The sequence below is a fragment of the Halorubrum sp. SD626R genome, assembly GCF_001261915.1.
Taxonomy (GTDB): Archaea; Halobacteriota; Halobacteria; order Halobacteriales; family Haloferacaceae; genus Halorubrum.
The window spans coordinates 1-18,870 of record NZ_CVRT01000096.1 but is presented as its reverse complement, the minus strand read 5'-3'; the positions used below and the strand labels follow the sequence as shown (position 1 = coordinate 18,870).

Below are 18,870 nucleotides of genomic sequence, written 5' to 3'. Positions count from 1 at the left end.
CGCGGAGGGCGACCGACGAGGCTGGGGAGGCGTGAGGCTGCGGTGCCGTGCTGGGCGGGGGAGGACTCAAAGGGGCAGCCGCGAGGACGGCGCAGGCGATGCAAGCACCGCAAGGAGCGAACGACGTGAGCGACTGAGGAGCGTGGTTCGAGAGAGCAAAGCTCTCTCGTCATCACGAGACGCCGAAGGCGTCTCGAACGACAGCGAGCGTGCGCCGTCCTCGTGGCTGGGGCTTTAGAGGTGGTCGCCGACGATCCGGGATCGGTCGCGTATCACCGAGCGGCTGGGGCTTTGGAGGTGGTCCCCAACGATCCATTGTCGCCGACGGCAACGACGTATCGCCGGGAACCGCGAAAACGAATTCCGGAAATCACGTCGACTCGACGCGGGTACGCCACGTATCGGTCCCGACACGATTTAGGTGACCCGCTCACAACGCTCCGGTAATGAGCACTCAGGCCGCGACGGAGGAGCGGACGGTCGTGATCGGGCTGGAGGTCCACGTCCAGCTCGAGACCGACACGAAGATCTTCTGCGGCTGCTCGACGGAGCCCGAAGACGGGGAGGAGCCGAACACGCGCACCTGCCCGACCTGTCTCGGGCTGCCGGGCGCGCTGCCGGTCCTCAACGAGGCCGCCGTCGAGGCCGCCGTGAAGGTGGGGAAGGCGATCGACGCCGACATCCCCGAGACGACGACGTTCCACCGGAAGAACTACTACTACCCGGATCTCCCGAAGAACTTCCAGCTCACGCAGTACGACGCCCCGATCTGTCAGTCCGGCGAGCTCGAAGTGCGCGTCGACAGCGAGCCCCGGACGATCGGGATCACCCGGGCGCACTTGGAGGAGGACCCCGGGAGCCTCCAGCACGCCGGCGGCTCCATCGAGTCGGCGACGCACACCCTCGTGAACTACAACCGCGCCGGGACGCCCCTGATGGAGATCGTCACCGAGCCCGACTTCCGGTCGCCGGCGGAGACGCGGGCGTTCCTCGCGAAGCTGGAGGAGGTCCTCGAATACCTCGGCGTCTTCGACCCGACCCGCGACGGGAGCCTGCGCGTCGACGCCAACGTCTCGCTCGTCCCCGGAGACCGGGTCGCCGACGACGGAGCGATCACCGACGACGCCCTCGCGGACGTGAACCGCGCCGAGGTGAAGAACATCTCCAGTCACAAGGGCGCCGAGCAGGCGCTCGCGTACGAGGTCACCAGACAGGAGAACGTGCTCCGGCGCGGCCGCGAGATCGAGCAGGAGACGCGTCACTGGGACGAGTCGCGCGGCGTCACCGTCTCGATGCGCTCGAAGGAGGCCGAGAAGGACTACCGCTACTTCCGGGAGGCCGACCTCCCCGCGCTGGAGGTGTCGGACTGGAAGGAGTCGATCCCGATCCCGGAGCTACCGGACGCGCGCCGCGAGCGCTTCCGGGAGGCGTACGGGCTCGACCGCGAGTCGGCCTCGAAGCTCACCTCCACGAAGGCGGTCGCCGACTTCTTCGAGGACGTGGCCGAGTCGTTCGACCCCGAACTCGCCGCGACGTGGGTCGCCGACAACCTGCTCGGCGAGCTCAACTACCGCGAGATGCAGATCACGGACGTCGAGGACCGCCTCGACGAGTTCAAACGCCTGATCGAGCTGGTCGCCGACGAGGAGCTCACGGTGAAGAACGCCGAGGAGGTCGTCCTCCGCGAGATGCTCGACGCGGGCGAGGACCCCGAGACCGTTATCGAGCGCGAGGGGCTCGGCGTCGCCGACTCCGGCGAGGTCGAGGCCGCCGTCGACGCCGCGATCGACGACAACCCGGACGCCGTGAGCGACTACCACGACGGCGACGAGGGCGCGATCAACTTCCTCGTCGGACAGGTGATGCAGGAGACGGGCGGCAGCGCCGACCCCGGCGAGGTGAACGGGCTGCTCCGCGAGCGGCTAGAGGGGTAGGTCCCGGATGCGCGTCACCGTCGAGGTCGTCGGCGAGGGGGTCTCCGAGTGCGACCTCGACGACGGCGCCACTTACGACGACCTCATCCGCGAGGCAGGCTACCACCCGCAGGAGGCGTCGGCGCTGGTCGACGGCTCACCGGTCCCGGGCGACCGCGTCGTCGACGCCGAGGAGGTGCGTGTCCTCCGGCTGATCAAGGGCGGCGCGACGAGAGACGGGGCGTGACCGGCTCGCCCGATCCGGGGGACGCGTCCGACCGCCCTGGCCCCCGCGACCTCGCTGACCCGCCCGAAGACGTGACAGTCGAGCGGGCGACGCCCGACGACCGTCTCGACGTCCTCCGGATCCTCGACGCCGCGATGCTGGAGACCGACGCGGCGACCGTCGACGACCGGACCGCCGCCGGCGACGTTCTCGTCGCGCGGTCGACGCGGACCGGCGGCGTCGTCGGCGCGCTGGTCGCCGTGCGCCCCGATTCCGACCGGCTCCACGTCGACGCCGTCGCGGTCAGGCGAGCGCGTCGCGGCCGCGGGATCGGCTCCGCGCTCGTCGCCGCGGCCGTGCGACGCGCCGAGCGCGACGCCGATCCCGCGGCCGTCACCGCCGCGTTCGATCCGGACCTGGCGGGGCTGTACGCGGACCTCGGGTTCGAACTCGATCGCGGGGACGACGCGCGTCGGACTGACCGGGTGCGCGGGCAGCGCCAGGTTGGGACGGCCAGCGAGGGCGGCGACCGCGGATCCGGTGAACGACGCCGATAAACGGCCGGACGGTCTACGAGGGCGCAATGAGTGGAAAAGACGAGTACTACAACAAGTCGAAACAGCAGGGGTACCGCGCCCGATCGGCCTACAAGCTGAAACAGATCGACGAGGAGTCGGACCTCTTCGAGCGCGGCGACACCGTCGTCGACCTCGGCGCCGCCCCGGGCGGGTGGCTTCAGGTCGCGGCCGAGGAGGTGGGCGAGTCGGGCACCGTCGTCGGCGTCGACCTCCAGCGCATCGACGACCTCGACGAGCACGACGCCGAGACGATCCGCGGCGACATGACGGAGGAGCGCACCCGCCACTACCTGCGCGAGGCGGTCGGCGAGCGCGGCGCCGACGTGGTGCTCTCGGACATGGCCCCGAACATGACCGGCGAGTACTCCCTCGATCACGCCCGGTCGGTCCACCTCGCGCGGCAGGCGTTCGACGTGGCCGAGGAGCTGCTCGCGCCCGGCGGCGACTTCGTCGTGAAGGTCTTCCAGGGCGAGGACCTCGACGCCTTCCGTGAGGACGTCCGCTCGGAGTTCCAGTACCTCCGGACCGTCTCGCCGCCGGCCTCCCGCGACTCCTCCTCTGAGGTGTATCTCGTCGCCAAGGGGCTGAACACGGCTCCCGTCGCGGCGGGCGACCGGGTGGAGGTGACCGTCGAGGAGCTCGGCGACGAGGGCGACGGGATCGCGTACGTCGAGGGGTACTCGCTGTTCGTCCCCGACGCCGACGTGGGCGACACGGTGACCGTCGAGGTCGACGAGGCCAAGCCCCGGTTCGGCTTCGCCGAGCGCGTCGACGGCGGTTCCGACGCCGAGGGCGACGACGCTCGCGGCGGCTGAATCGATCGCGCTCGCGCCGACCGAACGCTCGATTCTGCCTCAGTCGGTCGCGTCCCGCTCGACCGTCACCCCGCGAACGACGTACCGGACGCCGGCGTCGTGTCCGGCGTCCGGCTCCACGGTCCACCCTTCGATCCGGGCGAGCGCGCGGACGTTCGGCAGCGACATGCCGGCCTCGGCGCTCGGCTCGGCGCTCTCGTACTCGAAGAAGAGCGCGGCGTCCGCCCCGTCGCCCGCGGTGAACCGACCGTCGTCGGCGATCGCGAAGCCGTCGTCGGTCAGGGAGACGGTCACCGCGGTCGCCCCGTTGAACGCGGCGAAGTCGAACGCGTTCTTGAACACCTGCTTGAGGCGCGTCGGAGTCGCGAGCACCCGGCCGCTCCCGTCGACGGTCACCGCGACGTCGGCGTCGGAAGCGGACTCGGCGTCGGCCACCGCCGCCTCGAAGTCGACGAGCGAGGGCTCGCCGAAGTCGCGGGCGTGGCGCACCAGCGTGTGGAGGTCCTCGACGACGCCGCCGATCCGGTCGACGCGGCGGCGCGCGACCGCGACCGACTCGGCCGCGCCCGCCGCGTCGCCGTCGGCGACCCGCTCCGCTGCGTCCGCGAGGTAGCCGTCGGCGACGGCGACGGAGTTCCGGAGCTCGTGAGCGATCGCGCCGGCCATGTCGCCGAGCTGTTCCTCGTGGCGTTCGAGCCGCTCGCGCTGCCGCTCGATGGCGGTCACGTCCTGGACGAGCAGCGCCCAGCCGAACTCCGCCTCGCCGACCGAGAGCGACTCGCTCGTGACGCAGTAGGTCCGCTCGTCCCCGCCAGCGTCGACGACGTCGACGAGGACGGGGCGCCCCTTTCGATACGCGTCGGCGACGCCCCGCGAGATCTCCTCGATGCGAGTCGCCCCGGTCGCGATCGCGGGGAACAGCTCCGCGGCCCGCTCGTTGTGGTCGCGGAGCCGGCCGTCGGCGTCGAGGACGAGGACGCCGCCGGCGGTGCGCTCGACGAACGAGCGCGTCGCCGTGCGCTCGACCGCGAGGAAGGTGTCCTCGACGAGGTAGACGATTCCGACCGCGAAGACGGCGACGCCGAGCGGCTCGTAGCTCAGCGACGGCAACAGGGACGGCGCCGCCTGGGCGACCGCGTTCGGAACGACCGCCAGTCCCGTCGCCGCGAACAGCCCGGCGAGCGTCCACGAGGAGCGCTCCGACTCTCGGAAGAGCCGATACAGGAGGTAGAAGCCGACGAGCGACAGCGCGTACGCGAGGGCGAGCGACCCCCAGTACAGCGCCCCCTCGTCGATGAGGAGGCGGCGGACGGGGTCGGTGCGGAACGACGCGCTGAAGTACCGACCGTGGATCGGGTTCGTGAGCTTCGCCGCGACGACGGCGACGTAGACCCCGAGGCCCGCTCGCCGGTACGCCGGCCGGCGGTGGTAGTCCCGGCCGGCGTACGCGGAGGCGAAGTACAGCCACGCGAACGGCGTGGCGAAGCCGACGATGAGCGCGAGGACGTACAGCGCGATCGCTGTCGGCTCCCGGCCCGCGAGCAGCACCCCGGCCTGAAGCAGCCCCCAGACGCCGACGAGGACCAGGAGCCAGCGGAGCCCGCGCCTGGCGTCGTCGTTCCGCAGGCGGGACCCGTGGAGCACGGCCGCGAAGCAGGCCGCACCCGAGAGCGCGAACAGGCCGACGAGCCACCACGAGGCCGCCATCTATCGAGATAGCTGACGGTCCACGTCCACTTAGTTTGGTCGCCTGATTCGGGGACGGCCGGGGGACGGGAGACAGTCGACTGACACGTCACGGGCGACGCGCCGGCTCACGTCACGGACGATCTGCCGGCTCACGCCGCGTCCGCGCGCCGGACCCACTCGCGGAGGGTGAACCCCTCGTAGTCCGTCTCGTCGGCCACGCGCCACTCCGACTCGTCCCACGCCGGGAACCGGGTGTCGCCCTCGTAAGCGCCGTCGACGTGGCTGAGGGCCATCCGGTCGACGTGCGGCTGGAACAGCTCGTAGATCGTCCCGCCGCCGAGGACGTAGACGGAGGCGTCGGCGATATCCGGAGCGTCGTCGGCCGGCGCCGTGTCGGGAGGCGACGTCTCACCGGCGACGTCGGCCGCCGAGCGCGACCCACCGGCGCCGACGTCGGCCGATCCGGCGCTGACGCCCTCGCCGACGAGTTCGCGGGCGAGTTCGATCGCCGCGTCGACGCCGTCGGCGACGGCCGCGGTCGGCTCGTCCACCGCGTCGACGCTGCGGCTCACGACGATCTGGCGGCGGCCGGGGAGGTCGCCGCGCATCGACTCGAAGGTCCGACGGCCGAGGATCACCGGCGAGCCCGCGACGCGGTCGCGGTACTGGCGGACGTCCTCGGGGAGGTCCGGCCACGGGACGCCGCCGTCGTTCCCGATCACCCGGTTCTCCGCGAGCGCGGCGACGCTGACGAGTTGCACGGGATCGATACGGGCGGGAGCGATAAAAAGGCCGTCGCGGTTACTCCGCGAGTCCGAGCAGGTCGAATGGGTAGCCGTTGTCGACCTCGTCGGCCTGCTCGTAGACGACGCGGGCGGCCGCGACGTCCTGGATCGCGAGGCCGGTGGAGTCGAAGACGGTGACGCCCGAGACGCCCTCATCGCCGGTCGCGGGGGCGTTCCCCCCGGCGTCGACCCCGGCCCTGCCCGGGCGGGCGCCGACGACGATCTCGCCGATCTCGCCGTAGATGTCGTCGTCAGTGAGCGTCCCCGCCGTGTAGGGGACGTTGATCTCGCCGGAGTGGGTGCACTGCTCGCGGTCGTCGATGACGACCGTCGCGTCGAGCAGGAGCTCGTCCGCCAGCTCGTGTTTGCCCGCGGCGTCGGCGCCCATCGCGTTGATGTGGGTGTGCTCGCCCACGTCGTCGGGCCCGACGATCGGGTCCTCGACGGGCGTCACCGTCGAGAGCACGTCGCAGTGCCCGGCCTCCGCGATCGAGCCCGCCCGGACGTCGAACCGGTCGCCGAAGGCGTCGATGAAGTCGGCGACGCGCTCCTCGTCGAGGTCGCTCACGACGACCTCGTCGATATCGCGCACCTCGGCGATGGCCTCCAGCTGCGTGTACGACTGGACGCCCGCGCCGACGATCCCGAGCGAGGTCGCGTCGGGCACCGCGAGGTGGTCGGTGGCGACCGCTGCCGCCGCGCCCGTGCGCTTCATCGTGAGCGTCGTGCCGTCGAGGATCGCCAGCGGGAACGCCGTCTCGGGGTCGGAGTAGATCATCGTCCCCATCACCGTCGGGAGGTCGTGGTCGGCGGGGTTGTTCGGGTGCGCGTTCACCCACTTGATCCCCGCCGCGTCCCACCCGTCGCCGTCCGCCGTCTCCTCGGCGGTGTCCGCCTCGCGCACGTCGAGGTAGGCGGGCATCGACCGGAAGTCGCCGTCGTACTCCGGGAGGTCGATGTACGACTTCGCCGGCATCTTCGCGTTCCCGCGCTCGTAGGCCGTGAACGCGCCCCGCACCGCGTCGATGACGCGGTCCATGCGAGCGTTCTCGTCGACGTCGTCGGCGTTCAGAAGCAGCGTCTGCATGCCGCGAGTTTTGCCGGTGGGGTACTTGAACCCTGCTGGATCGACAGCGGGCTCGGGGGCGATCGGTGCGACCGGTCACCGCGGTGGCGCGTGCCTCCGAGCGCCCGGAGGGCGCGAGGAGCGCGCGCGAGGGAGTCGCGAGGGAGAGGGCGAGCGACGGGAGCCCCGACCGAGCGACGAGGCCGGGGAGGCGTGAGGCGCGGTCGCTGTGCGGTCGGGCGGGGCTTAACTGGGCAGTCGTCGAGGACGGCGCAGGCGACGTAGGCACTGGAGGGAGCGAGCAACGCGAGCGATCGAAGCGCGCAACGAGCGTGCGCCGTCCTCGACGACTGGGGCTTTGGCGGTGTTCGCCGCAGTCGGCGCCACACCAGCAACGACGCGGAACCCTCGGGAACACGATTATATCGCCGCCCCGCCCACGTCAACCCATGAGTCTCTCGCTCGACGCCGACCAGCTCGACCGGTACTCCAGGCACGTCATCATGGACGAGGTGGGCCCGGAGGGACAGCGACGCCTCCTCGACGGCCGCGCCCTCGTCATCGGGGCGGGCGGGCTCGGCGCGCCCGTCATCCAGTACCTCGCCGCCGCGGGGGTCGGGACGGTCGGGATCGTCGACGACGACGTCGTCGAGCGCTCGAACCTCCAGCGGCAGGTGATCCACGGCGACGCCGACGTGGGCGAGCCGAAGGTCGAGTCGGCGGCGCGGTACGTCGACCGCCTCAACCCCGACATCGACGTGGAGACGCACGAGACGCGCCTCGACGAGGGGAACGTGCGCGACCTGCTCGCCGGGCACGACGTCGTCGTCGACTGCGCGGACAACTTCCGGACGCGGTACGTCGTCAACGACGCCGCCCGGATCGAGGGGCTGCCAGTCGTCCACGGCGCGATCTATAAGTTCGAGGGGCAGGCGACGACGCTCGTCCCCGACGGCCCCTGCTACCGGTGTCTGTTCCCCGAGGCCCCCGAGCCCGGCACGGTGCCCGACTGCGCGGCGACCGGCGTGCTCGGTGTGCTCCCCGGCACGGTCGGGTGTATCCAGGCGACCGAGGCGATCAAGCTCCTGCTCGGCGCGGGCGAGACGCTCGACGGGCGGCTCCTCTTCTACGACGCGATGGATCTGAGCTTCGAGACGGTCCCCTACCGCCGGAATCCGGACTGCCCGGTGTGCGGCGACGACGGCATCGAGACGATCGACGGGATCGACTACTCCGGCGGCTGTCGCGTGGACGCGGACTAGCGCCGATCGGGGTCGGACCGATCGCGCTCACAGCGAGCGCTCGGTCACCGCCGACCCCCCGGCGGCGCCCGACCCGTCGGCAGCGAACCCCGACCGGACGCACCACCGGCAGTAGCGGAAGTCGGGGCGGTTCTCGGCCCCGCAGTGCCGGCAGGCGACGGTCTCGCCGTCGGCGTCGAGCGGCGGCGGGTCGCCGTCCGGGTCGGTCCCGGTCGCCGTCGATCCGGCGTCGGCGCCCACGGCGAACTCCGGACCGGCGGCCGCGGCGCCGTCGGCGTCGGAGTCATCCTCCAGGACCGACTCCGACGGCGACGAGTCGCCGGGGGAACCGAGCGCTTCGGGCGGGTCCCAGTCCCGTCTCGCGAGGAGCCACGCGAGCGCGACGTTGGCGGCGAGCACCCCGACGAACACCGCGGCGACCGGAAGGACGTTGCCACCCGTCATATGGCGAGCGTTAGCAGGCGAGGAATATATGCCCAACGGCGGTCGGAGCGGGAGTCCGCCCCGGTCCCCGGCACTCTTATGACGGCCCGCCGAACGGGGAGGCGCATGAAGGAGATCGTTCACACCGACGCGGCGCCCGAGGCGGTCGGGGCGTACAGCCAGGCCACGACGAACGGCGAGCTGGTCTTCACGGCCGGGCAGATCCCGCTGACGCCCGACGGCGAACTCCTCGACGACGCGCCGATCGCGGAACAGACGGAGCGGGCCCTCGACAACCTCGTCGCCGTGCTCAACGAGGCGGGCGCGGCGCCGGCGGACGTGTTGAAGACGACCGTCTTCCTCGCCGACATCAACGACTTCGACGAGATGAACGCGACGTACGCAGGCTACTTCGAGGAGTCGCCGCCGGCGCGGTCGGCGGTACAGGCGGGCGCGCTCCCGAAGGGCGTCGGCGTCGAGATTGAGGCGGTCGCCGTCGTCGAGTAGATGGCTACCGAGGGCGACGAGGGCGGGAGTGAGGGCGGCAAACGCGAGACCGGAGATCGCTCGGGCGACCCCGCCGCGCGGCCGACGAAGCGCGCCAGAGCGAAGTCGGCGGCGCTGTGGGGACTCGTCGGCGGATTCGCGTTCGTCGTGCTCGCGCAGGGGTTCCTGATCGTCGCGGGCGACCTCCCGGTCGGGTACGGCGGCGTGGTCGGTCTCGCCGTGGCCGTCGCCGTCGCGTCCGGCGGAATCGCCTACGCGACGGAACACCGCCTGCGGGCGAAGCGCGTGAAAAGAAGGACTTAACAGTCGCACCGGATTATCTCGGCGTGAGCCAGGATGGCCGAGTGGTAAGGCGCACGCCTGGAAAGCGTGTTCCCTTCCGGGATCGGGGGTTCAAATCCCTCTCCTGGCGCTTCGCTGTCGCAACAACGAGCGAGGAGCGACAGCGACGAGCGAGTACCGCGACAGCGAAGCGCGGACGGATTTGAACCCAATCAGTCGCGCGCAGCGAACGAAGTGAGCGAGCATGTCTGACTTCGGTTCAAATCCCTCTCCTGGCGTTTTTGTCGACGCCGATCGCGAGTGAGGAGTGGAGCGACGAGCGAGTCCGGCGTCGACGAACCCGGACAAGGATTTGAGCCCAATCAGTCGGGCGCAGCGAACGAAGTGAGCGAGCACGTCTGATTTCGGTTCAAATCCCTCTCCTAGCGTTTTCGACGAATACGACCCGCGTAGCCGTGATTCCGTCCCCGTCGTCGTCTCCGACGTTCTCAGATGCCGACATAAGACTCATATGTGTGGGTATTGTTGTCACGGGTGACGATGCCAGACACGAAATCGGGTCGCGAGCGGAAAGGGAGAGACAAGCGCCGGCAGCTGGAGAGTCGGCTCAACGAACGCGAGCTCAGCGCCGCCGACGAGCCGCCGGAGCCGACGCTCGACGAGGTCGACTCGGAGTACCTCGACGAGGACGAGCTCGATCGGTGAGCGCTCGCGACCGAACGCCGTCTTCGATTTTGCGTCCGTAGTCACTCGCCGAGAGCGACCCGTCCGCCGTCTCACGCTCCGAGAGCGGCGCTCCTCCCATCGATCTGCTTTCCGCCGCGCCGAGAGAGTATATAAATAATGCCGCAGAGACGACAGAGTCGCCGTGGAGTGCCATGCTAACTACTCGCATAAAAACGGATCAATAACGGCGTAGTCGGGCGTTTTTCGAGAATGACACACCGTCGACCACGGCGACGCTCGATCGCCTCCCAACGACGGATTTATATAGAATCACAATCAATCAAACGCTGTATGAGTCAGCGAATGCAGCAGGGTCAGCCGATGATCATCATGGGCGACGACGCCCAGCGCGTCCAGGACAAGGACGCACAGGAGTACAACATCTCCGCGGCGCGCGGCGTCGCCGAGTCCGTACGCTCGACGCTCGGGCCGAAAGGGATGGACAAGATGCTCGTCGACTCGACGGGCGACGTCACCATCACGAACGACGGCGTCACCATCCTGCAGACGATGGACATCGACAACCCGACCGCCGAGATGATCGTCGAGGTCGCCGAAACCCAGGAGGACGAGGCCGGCGACGGCACGACGAGCGCGGTCGCGATCGCGGGCGAGCTCCTCAAGAACGCCGAGGACCTCCTCGAACAGGACATCCACCCGACGGCGGTGATCAAGGGCTTCAACCTCGCGAGCGAGTACGCCCGCGAGCAGGTCGACGAGGTCGCCACCGCGGTCGAACCCGACGACACGGAGACGCTCAAGAACGTCGCCGAGACGTCGATGACCGGCAAGGGCGCCGAGCTCGACAAGGAGACCCTCGCCGACCTCGTCGTCCGCGCCGTTCAGGGCGTCACCGTCGAGGCCGACGACGGCTCTCACGTCGTCGACCTCGCGAACCTCAACATCGAGACCCGCACCGGCCGCGCGGCCGGCGAGTCCGAGCTCCTCTCGGGCGCGGTGATCGACAAGGACCCGGTCCACGACGACATGCCGATCGACTTCGAGTCGGCCGACGTCCTCCTCCTCAACGACGCGATCGAGGTCGAGGAGGCCGACGTCGACACCTCCGTCAACGTCGACTCCCCCGACCAGCTCCAGAAGTTCCTCGACCAGGAGGAGAAGCAGCTCCGCGAGAAGGTCGACCGGATCGTCGAGAGCGGGGCCGACGTGGTCTTCTGTCAGAAGGGGATCGACGACCTCGCCCAGCACTACCTCGCGAAGGAGGGAATCTTAGCGGTCCGCCGGACGAAGAAGTCCGACCTGAGCTTCCTCAAGAACGTGCTCGGCGCGCCCATCGTCACCGACCTCGACTCGCTCACCGCCGAGGACCTCGCGGTCGGCTCGATCGAGCGCGACGAGGAGGAGGGCCTGTTCTACGTCGAGGGCGAGGACGCCCACGGCGTCACCCTCCTGCTGTACGGCACCACTGACCACGTCGTCGACGAGCTCGAACGCGGCATCGAGGACGCCATCGACGTCGTCTCGACGACCGTCTCCGACGGGCGCACCCTGCCCGGCGGCGGCGCCGTCGAGGTCGAGCTCGCCCGCCGGCTGCGGGACTACGCCGACTCCGTCTCCGGCCGCGAGCAGCTCGCCGTCGAGGCGTTCGCCGACTCGCTAGAGCTCATCCCCCGCGTGCTCGCCGAGAACGCCGGGCTCGACGCCATCGACCTGCTCGTCGACCTGCGCGCGGCCCACGAGGCCGGCGACGAGCACGCCGGGCTCAACGTCTTCTCCGGCGAGGTCGAGGACACCGCCGAGGCCGGCGTCGTGGAGACGGCGCAGGCGAAGGAGCAGGCGATCTCATCGGCCGCCGAGGCCGCGAACCTCGTCCTGAAAATCGACGACATCATCTCCGCGGGCGACCTGTCGACCGCCGGCGACGGCGACGAGGGCGGCGCGCCCGGCGGCGGCATGGGCGGCATGGGCGGCATGGGCGGTGCAATGTGACGATTCAGTAGGTCACAGCTCCCCCATACCCGCTCCGACCGCGCACTGTCACCCGAATACGCACGCTCGCGTTCCCCTGATTTCGTTTTTTGACGCTGTTGAGGTCCGTAGCAGTTGAGATAACTAGTCTAGCAAAGAGGATACGATATTTATTGCTCCATGAGCGACGGCGACAATCAGTTATGAAACGAACGCGGTGGCGTGCGCCTGCGAGCGCCCGGAGGGCGCGAGCAGCCCGCGCGAGGGAGTCGGTGGTCCGGAGCAACGCGGAGGACCACCGACGAGGCTGGGGAGGCGTGAGGTGCGGTTGCTGTGCGGGGCGGGTGGGACTCAAAAGGGCAGCCGCGAGGGCGGCGCAGGCGACGTAAGCACCGCAAGGAGTGAGCGAAGCGAACGACTGAGGAGCGCAGCGAGCGTGCGCCCGCCTCGCCGGCTGGGGCTTTGGGAGTCTCCTCCGCAAAGTCGTCGATCAATTATAAACAGCCGACAGCAACACCACTGAGTCATTTATAAATGACCTCACTCGCGACGTACGGTACTTACTCCCGAGATAAATCCCACTCACCGTGTATAACTACCTGCACTCGGTCAGTACCGCCGCTAGGCGACTGATAAACGAGAGAAGTCGATCGCGACCGCGGGCGGCTGACCGTTACTTGCCCTGGCGGTCGTTGCCGGTGACGCTCGGGCGGGTCTTCTCCGTGCCCTTGCCGCGTTTGCGCTGGCCGCGGCCCTTCGTGCCGGCCGAGGTGAGCCCGCGGAAGGCGCGCCCGCGGTGGTCGTCGGAGGTGATCCAGCCGAGGTCGTCGTCGTTCTCGATCGCGGGGTGGGCGGGGTCCACGAGGATGACCTCGTGCCACTTCTGCGAGCCGTCCTCGCCGACCCAGTAGGAGTTGAGCACGCGGAGGTTGCGGTACTTCCGCGAGGCGCGCTCCTCGGCGATGCGCTGGATCGACTTGCGGCGCGAGAGGCGGTTGACGCCCTGGCGCTTCGAGCGGCGACCCGCCTTGTGTCGCTGTTTGCGCGAGCCGCCCTTCCGGACGCTCACGCGGGCGACGATGACGCCCTGTTTGGCCTTGTAGCCTAGCTCGCGGGCCTTGTCCAGCCGTGTGGGACGCTCGATGCGCTCGATGGCGCCCTCGTCGCGCCACTCCTGTTTGCGCTGCCACTGCAGCTCCGCCAGTTTCCCCTCCTTGGGGGACCGCCACGCCTCTTTGATGTGCGAGTAGAAGCTTCGTGCCATATGTTGTCCGCGGACGGTTGCGATTCAGCCGCGAGGCGGCCACATCTCGTCTCGTCCCGGGGCGTCGACGGCGACGTTCGCGTCGACGTCGACGGGAGCCCGGCGGCGAGTGCCCGCTGTGTCCGCACCAGCGAGTTGCCCGTACTTCCCGCGGTTCGCTCTTAACCGCTTCGCTACGGCGTTCGCGTGGGTGGCGGTGGCACGGCCGGAACAACAGCCGCAGACGAGCCGAAGGGGGCGGATAGCGAGAGAACGGGGCCGTCGAGGCCCAAAGGCGCACCCCACGGATGTCAGGGCCGCGGGACGCGCCGTAGTGGGTCGCTCACGGGCGGCGTGGGGGTAACGGGCGCGTCCCACAGGGAGCGGGACACACCGTCGGTGACGAGTACCGCGCAACCGTCGCCGATGGCGGCGTCGACCATCGGCGTTCGATCGTTACGACGGGAGTTCGATAAGCCCGGCCCCCCGACACCGTGGGGCTTTTTGCGTCCGTCGGAGCGCGAGGAGAGAACCCCCCGGTATCGCGTGCCGACCCCGTCCGCGCGCCCCGCCCGTCGGTCGCGTCCGTACCGGCGGCGCATCCGAGCGCTCACAGCGCCGCCTGCATCGCCTCGACGGTCGCCAGCACGCCGAAGTAGAGAACGTACAGCAGTATCAGGACGATCGGGACCCGGAGCAGCCAGATCCACACCGCGCCGAGCGCGTCGCCGCCGCGCATCCCCGTCAGGAGCTCCTCGGTCCCCTCGGCGGCGTACGCCCAGCCGACGAAGACCGCGAGCAGGAGCCCGCCGCCGATGAGCAGCACCTGGTTGGCGAGGACGTCGTACGCGGTGAGGTAGCGTAAGTCGATCGCCGTCGGGACGCCCAGGAGGAAGATCGCGACCGCGATGCCGACGGTCGCGGGCTTCCGGTCGACGTCGAACGTCTCGGTGACGTAGGCGACGATCACTTCGAGGATGCTGAACGCGCTCGTGACCGCGGCCATGAACAGCGCGACGTAGAACACCGTGCCGACGATCTGACCGGCCGGGAACTCCGCGAACGCGGTCCCGAGCGCCACGAACACCGTTCCCGGGCCGCCCGTGCCCGGGTCGACGCCCTGCGAGAACAGGAACGGGAAGATGGCGAGGCCGGCCAGGAGCGCGATGGACGTGTCGACGACGAGGATGATTAGACCGTCGTTGAGCAGGCTGCGGTCCTCGCCGAGGTAGGAGGCGTACGTGACCATCACGCCCATCCCGAGCGAGAGAGTGAAAAAGGCCTGTCCGGCCGCGTCGGGCAGCAGCGCGAGCGCGTCGCCGAGCAGCGTCGAGACGTCCGGCGAGAGGTAGAAGGCGTACCCTTCGGCCGCGCCCTCCAGCGTCGCGCCGTAGCCGGCGAGGACCACGAGCAGGACGACGACGCTCGGGATCATGAACTTCGCCGCGCGTTCGAGGCCGTTGCGAACGCCGAGGACGACGATGGCGGCGACGAACGCCATGAACAGCGCGTCGAAGGCGATCGCGTTCATCCCGACCGATACCGACTCGAAGTACCCCGCGGGGTCGCTGGTGTACGCCCCCGTGACGCTCGCGATGATATACTGGATCACCCAGCCGCCGACCACGCTGTAGTACGACAGGATAACGAACCCGGCGAGCGCGCCGAGTCCGCCGATGAACCGCCAGTTCGAGCGGCCGAGCGCCTCGAACGCGCCGATCACGTTGCGGTTCGACCGCCGTCCGATCACGAACTCCGCCAGCACGAGCGGCAGCCCTACCCCGACGACGAGCAGGAGGTACGCGACGAGGAACGCCGCGCCCCCGGACTCGGCGGTGAGGAAGGGAAACCGCCAGATGTTCCCGAGCCCCACGGCGCTGCCCGCCGCCGCGAGGATGAATCCCGCCCGCGTCGCCCACGATTCCCGTTGGACCATTGTCGGCGGATATCGACCATCGGGGCTATGAAAACCGTTCGATCGGAGCGCGCCGTCGGAGCGTCCCGCGATCCGCCGACGGTATCGAACCCGGCGATTCGACGGTGTCGCGTCCGGAACGGTGCGCTTTAATCACCCCGTCGATAATCCAGTGATAGTATCATGAGAGTATCGCAGCGGCAGGAGACGGTCGAGCGGACGACCGCGGCCCCGGAGAGTGAGTGACCCGTGCCCAAGATCAGCGTCGAGATCCCCGGCGAGCTGCTCGACGACCTCGACGAGCACGTCGGCGACGACGGGAAGTTCGTGAACCGCAGCGACGCGGTCCGCGCGTCGATCCGCAAGACGCTCGACCGCCTGGACGAGATCGACGCGCGGCACGGCCGGCTCGACGCCGGCGGCGTCGACGGGAGCGACGCCGATCGCGGCGACGAGGCGAGCGATGAGTAGCCGGACCCGAAAGGAGAGCCGGGCCGACGGCCCCTTCGCGGTCGACCCGCTCGACCGCTCCGCGGTGGTCGCGGTCGGGCTGATCACCCTGTTCGTCGTCGCCCTGGCGACCGCGCAGCTCACCGCCGCGAAGGTGATCGCCCTGCCGCTGCCGGTCGCGCTCCCGGTCGTCGGCGCCGAGGTCACCCTGCCGGGCGCCGCGCTCGCGTACGCGCTGACGTTCCTCGCGTCCGACTGCTACGCCGAGCTGTACGGCCGCCGGGCGACGCAGGTGGTCGTCAACGTCGCGTTCCTCGCGAACTTCCTCGTGCTCGCGCTGGTCTGGTCGACGCTGGCCGCTCCCGGCGTGAATCCCGAGATATCGGCCGCGTTCGACACCGCCCTCGCGCCGGCGACGGGCGTCGTCGCCGGCAGCCTGCTCGCGTACGTCGTGAGCCAGAACTGGGACGTGTTCGTCTTCCACGCGATCCGCGAGCGGACCGGCCCCGGGATGCTGTGGCTGCGGAACATCGCCTCGACCGCGACGAGTCAGGCGATCGATACCGTGATCTTCGTCGGCGTCGCGTTCTACGCCGCGCCGGTCCTGCTCGGGACCGGGGAGCCGTTCGCGCCGTCACTGCTCCTCGCGCTCGGCCTCGGCCAGTACCTCCTCAAGCTCGCGATCGCCGTCCTCGACACCCCGATCGTCTACCTCGTCGTGGGCGCCGTGCGCGAGTAGGCGACCGCCTCGCTCGGCGATCCGCGCCGAGGGGCGCAAGAAACTTACCGACCGCCGTCGTGTGAACTGTACGCATGGATCTCCGCGTGCAGGGTGACGTTCCCCCCGATCCGTTCCTCGGCGCCGCCGACCTGTTCGAGACCGAGTGCTCGCTCGCCGACCCCGTTCACGTGAAGGTGCGCGAGGACCCCGACGAGCGGACGTGGGCCGGCCACTACGACGGCTACCACGTCCTCAACGTCTCGAAGCGCGCCGCCACCAGCGCGATGGCCCGCGAGCTGGCCGTCCACGAGCTCTCGCACATGGCCCGCTACGAGGAGGGGCACGCCTCTCACGTCCAGTCGACGGAGGAGGCGCTGTACCTGGGCCTCTCGGGCGAGAAAGTGGAGCGCCGCAAGCTCGCGCACTGCTATCAGATCGCGAACCATATGAAAGACATCTACGCCGACGATATCACCCTCTCCGTCGCGCCCGCGGACAAGCTCCTCGGATTCCTGGAGTCCACCCTCGCGGCCGCGGTCGCCGACCGCCCCGCCGTCTCGCGGGACGGATCGCCGCCCGTGACGGCCGGCGCCGACCCGGAGATCACCGCGGTCAACGCCGCGTTCGCGCTCGCGCTCGTCGAGCGCCACGACATCGCCGGGCGGGACCACCGGATCTACGACCTCGCGCGCGCCGCCGGCAGCGACACCGACGCGGTCGACGTCGACGCGTTTAAAAAGCGCTTCCTCGCGCTCGGTCCCGACCCCTCCGAGAGCGACTACCGGAAGGCGCTCGTCGCGGCCGCCCGGGCGTACGCGGTGTGAGAGGCGATGAGAGGCTGAGCGAGGGAGGTTCGGAAACGGTACGGGCGAACGGCCACGACTGTTTATAAATAGATAACGCGGTGGCGCGTGCCTGCGAGCGGCCGCCGAAGGCGGTCGCGAGGAGCACGCGCGAGGGAGTCGCGACCGAAGGGAGCGACGAGGCTGGGGAGGCGTGAGGCTGCGGTGCGGTCGTGGTCGGGGAGGGACTCAAAGGGGCAGCCGTGAACAGGTCGCAGGCGACGAAAGGACCGCAAGGAGGGAGCGATAGCGACCGACTGCGGACCTCAGCGAGCGTGCGACCTGCTCACGGCTGGGGCTTTGGAGGTGTGTACCACACCAGCGACAGCAACGACTCACAAATGATCGCCGCCGCCCGAACGATGCGTACGAGCTAGTTATACCGCGTCGTCGGGCGCCGTCTCGGCCTCCCCGGCCTCGCCCTCCTCGACCCCTTCCTCGTCGACGTCGAGCACCGTCACGCGCGCCGACATGATCCGGGTGTTGTCGACGCGTTCGATCCGGATGCGGACCCCGTCGAACTCGATCTCCTCGCCCTCCTCGACGAGGCGGCCGGCGCGGTTGAAGACGAAGCCGGCGAGCGTCTCGAACTCCTCGCCCTCCGGGAGGTCGATGCCGAGGATCTCGTTGACCTCGTCGATGTTCACCTCGCCCTGGACGACGGCGACGTTTTGTTCGAGGAATTCGACGGGCGCCTCCTCGTCGCCCTCCAAGATCTCGCCGACGATCTCCTCGACCATGTCCTCCAGCGTGATGATCCCCTCGGTGGTGCCGAACTCGTCGATGACGGTGACCATCTGGAGGCGGTTCTCCTGCATCTCCGCGAGCAGCTCGTCGGCGTTCTTCGACTCGGGGACGTGCAGCGTCGGCTTGACGACCCGCGCCAGCGACGGCTCGCCCTCGGAGTAGCGCAGCTCGCGGACCAGGTCCCGGACGGTCACCACGCCGATGATGTTGTCGAGGTTCCCCTCGTAGACGGGGACGCGCTCGTGGTCGGCCTGAATGCACGTCTCGATCGCCTCCTCGACCGGCTGTTCTTTCGCGACCGCGGTGACGTCAAGGCGGGGCGTCATCACCTCCTTGGCGATGGTGTTGTTGAACCGGAAGATCCGGTCGAGCATCTCCCGCTCCTCCTCCTCGATGACGCCCTCGCGCTCGCCCGTCTCGATGATGTCCTGGATCTCGTCGCGGGTGACGTACGTCGACTCGATCGCCGCCGACCCGCCGATGACGCTGTTGACCCCCTTCACGATGTAGTCGAACAGCACCACTAAGGGGTAGAGCGCGTACTCCGAGGCCTTCAGCGGGCGCGCGATCTTGAGCGCCCACGACTCGGTGTTCTCGACGGCGTAGGACTTCGGGGCGCTCTCGCCGAAGATCAGCACCAGCGTCGTGATCCCGAACGTCGTCGCCAGCACGGACTGCCCGCTGGAGAGGAAGAAGCCGAACAGCGCGGTCGCGATGGAGGTCATCGCGACGTTGACGATGTTGTTGCCGA

The 18,870-nt window shown here is 69.5% G+C and carries 19 protein-coding genes and 1 tRNA gene; 13 read left to right on the top strand and 7 right to left on the bottom strand.

Features of this window, described 5'->3' with window-relative positions; all coding sequences use genetic code 11:
- The first annotated feature begins 446 nt into the window (after positions 1 to 446).
- The 4 genes from gatB to SD626R_RS10310 are packed head-to-tail and all read left to right on the top strand — an operon-like array spanning position 447 to position 3,532.
- Positions 447 to 1,934 (top strand): Asp-tRNA(Asn)/Glu-tRNA(Gln) amidotransferase subunit GatB, encoded by a 1,488-nt coding sequence (gatB, locus tag SD626R_RS10325; protein WP_092566284.1) that lies wholly within the window; start codon positions 447 to 449, stop codon positions 1,932 to 1,934.
- 7 nt (positions 1,935 to 1,941) lie between these two features.
- Positions 1,942 to 2,160, top strand: coding sequence for a ubiquitin-like small modifier protein SAMP2 (locus SD626R_RS10320; RefSeq protein ID WP_092566283.1), 219 nt, complete (start codon positions 1,942 to 1,944; stop codon positions 2,158 to 2,160).
- Complete coding sequence (locus SD626R_RS10315; protein WP_092566282.1) at positions 2,157 to 2,696, top strand: GNAT family N-acetyltransferase; 540 nt, start codon at positions 2,157 to 2,159, stop codon at positions 2,694 to 2,696. Before SD626R_RS10320 ends, SD626R_RS10315 begins: the two co-directional genes overlap by 4 nt.
- A gap of 26 nt (positions 2,697 to 2,722) precedes the next feature.
- A complete protein-coding gene (locus SD626R_RS10310; protein WP_092566281.1) occupies positions 2,723 to 3,532 on the top strand; it encodes an RlmE family RNA methyltransferase in 810 nt (269 codons plus the stop codon).
- Positions 3,533 to 3,571: 39 nt separating this feature from the next.
- On the opposite strand, the gene SD626R_RS10305 is transcribed toward SD626R_RS10310, so the two are convergent.
- The 3 genes from SD626R_RS10305 to SD626R_RS10295 all read right to left on the bottom strand — a co-directional run bounded on the left by SD626R_RS10305 (position 3,572) and on the right by SD626R_RS10295 (position 7,093).
- On the bottom strand, positions 3,572 to 5,239 hold the full coding sequence (locus SD626R_RS10305) for a histidine kinase N-terminal 7TM domain-containing protein (protein WP_092566280.1): 1,668 nt from the start codon (positions 5,237 to 5,239) through the stop codon (positions 3,572 to 3,574).
- A 131-nt stretch (positions 5,240 to 5,370) separates the two neighbouring features.
- Complete coding sequence (locus SD626R_RS10300) at positions 5,371 to 5,982, bottom strand: dihydrofolate reductase (RefSeq protein WP_092566279.1); 612 nt, start codon at positions 5,980 to 5,982, stop codon at positions 5,371 to 5,373.
- Positions 5,983 to 6,022: 40 nt separating this feature from the next.
- Complete coding sequence (locus tag SD626R_RS10295) at positions 6,023 to 7,093, bottom strand: ornithine cyclodeaminase family protein (protein WP_092566278.1); 1,071 nt, start codon at positions 7,091 to 7,093, stop codon at positions 6,023 to 6,025.
- A gap of 428 nt (positions 7,094 to 7,521) precedes the next feature.
- On the opposite strand from SD626R_RS10295, the gene SD626R_RS10290 reads away from it, so the two are divergent.
- Entirely contained in the window at positions 7,522 to 8,334 is an 813-nt protein-coding gene (locus SD626R_RS10290; protein WP_092566277.1) for an SAMP-activating enzyme E1, read from the top strand.
- Between the two features lie 27 nt (positions 8,335 to 8,361).
- On the opposite strand, the gene SD626R_RS10285 is transcribed toward SD626R_RS10290, so the two are convergent.
- Positions 8,362 to 8,778, bottom strand: a complete 417-nt coding sequence (locus SD626R_RS10285; RefSeq protein WP_092566276.1) for a zinc ribbon domain-containing protein — start codon at positions 8,776 to 8,778, stop codon at positions 8,362 to 8,364.
- Between the two features lie 105 nt (positions 8,779 to 8,883).
- Here SD626R_RS10285 and SD626R_RS10280 point away from each other — a divergent pair, with 105 nt between their 5' ends.
- From SD626R_RS10280 to thsB, 5 genes are all read left to right on the top strand, one after another.
- Positions 8,884 to 9,264 carry a Rid family detoxifying hydrolase gene (locus tag SD626R_RS10280; RefSeq protein ID WP_092566275.1) on the top strand — a complete coding sequence of 127 codons (381 nt, stop codon included), beginning with the start codon at positions 8,884 to 8,886 and terminating at the stop codon, positions 9,262 to 9,264.
- Positions 9,265 to 9,567, top strand: a complete 303-nt coding sequence (locus SD626R_RS10275) for a DUF7981 family protein (RefSeq protein ID WP_092566274.1) — start codon at positions 9,265 to 9,267, stop codon at positions 9,565 to 9,567. It abuts the gene before it with no gap.
- 27 nt (positions 9,568 to 9,594) lie between these two features.
- A tRNA-Ser gene (locus SD626R_RS10270) sits at positions 9,595 to 9,676 on the top strand.
- Between the two features lie 410 nt (positions 9,677 to 10,086).
- On the top strand, positions 10,087 to 10,251 hold the full coding sequence (locus tag SD626R_RS16835) for a hypothetical protein (protein WP_176697308.1): 165 nt from the start codon (positions 10,087 to 10,089) through the stop codon (positions 10,249 to 10,251).
- Between the two features lie 324 nt (positions 10,252 to 10,575).
- Entirely contained in the window at positions 10,576 to 12,222 is a 1,647-nt protein-coding gene (gene thsB, locus SD626R_RS10265; protein ID WP_092566308.1) for a thermosome subunit beta, read from the top strand.
- Between the two features lie 652 nt (positions 12,223 to 12,874).
- On the opposite strand, the gene SD626R_RS10260 is transcribed toward thsB, so the two are convergent.
- Positions 12,875 to 13,465, bottom strand: coding sequence for a 50S ribosomal protein L15e (locus SD626R_RS10260; RefSeq protein WP_092566273.1), 591 nt, complete (start codon positions 13,463 to 13,465; stop codon positions 12,875 to 12,877).
- A gap of 589 nt (positions 13,466 to 14,054) precedes the next feature.
- Positions 14,055 to 15,380 (bottom strand): sodium-dependent transporter, encoded by a 1,326-nt coding sequence (locus SD626R_RS10255; protein WP_092566272.1) that lies wholly within the window; start codon positions 15,378 to 15,380, stop codon positions 14,055 to 14,057.
- Between the two features lie 228 nt (positions 15,381 to 15,608).
- Here SD626R_RS10255 and SD626R_RS10250 point away from each other — a divergent pair, with 228 nt between their 5' ends.
- From SD626R_RS10250 to SD626R_RS10240, 3 genes are all read left to right on the top strand, one after another.
- Complete coding sequence (locus SD626R_RS10250; protein WP_092566271.1) at positions 15,609 to 15,830, top strand: ribbon-helix-helix domain-containing protein; 222 nt, start codon at positions 15,609 to 15,611, stop codon at positions 15,828 to 15,830.
- Entirely contained in the window at positions 15,823 to 16,548 is a 726-nt protein-coding gene (locus SD626R_RS10245) for a queuosine precursor transporter (RefSeq protein ID WP_092566270.1), read from the top strand. Before SD626R_RS10250 ends, SD626R_RS10245 begins: the two co-directional genes overlap by 8 nt.
- Positions 16,549 to 16,622: 74 nt before the next feature.
- The gene (locus SD626R_RS10240; RefSeq protein WP_092566269.1) at positions 16,623 to 17,354 is read left to right on the top strand and encodes a DUF5781 family protein; all 732 of its coding nucleotides are present in this window, start codon (positions 16,623 to 16,625) and stop codon (positions 17,352 to 17,354) included.
- A gap of 395 nt (positions 17,355 to 17,749) precedes the next feature.
- Here the strand turns inward: SD626R_RS10240 and SD626R_RS10235 are convergent.
- On the bottom strand, positions 17,750 to 18,870 hold a 1,121-nt coding region (locus SD626R_RS10235; RefSeq protein WP_092566268.1), incomplete at its 5' end, for a hemolysin family protein.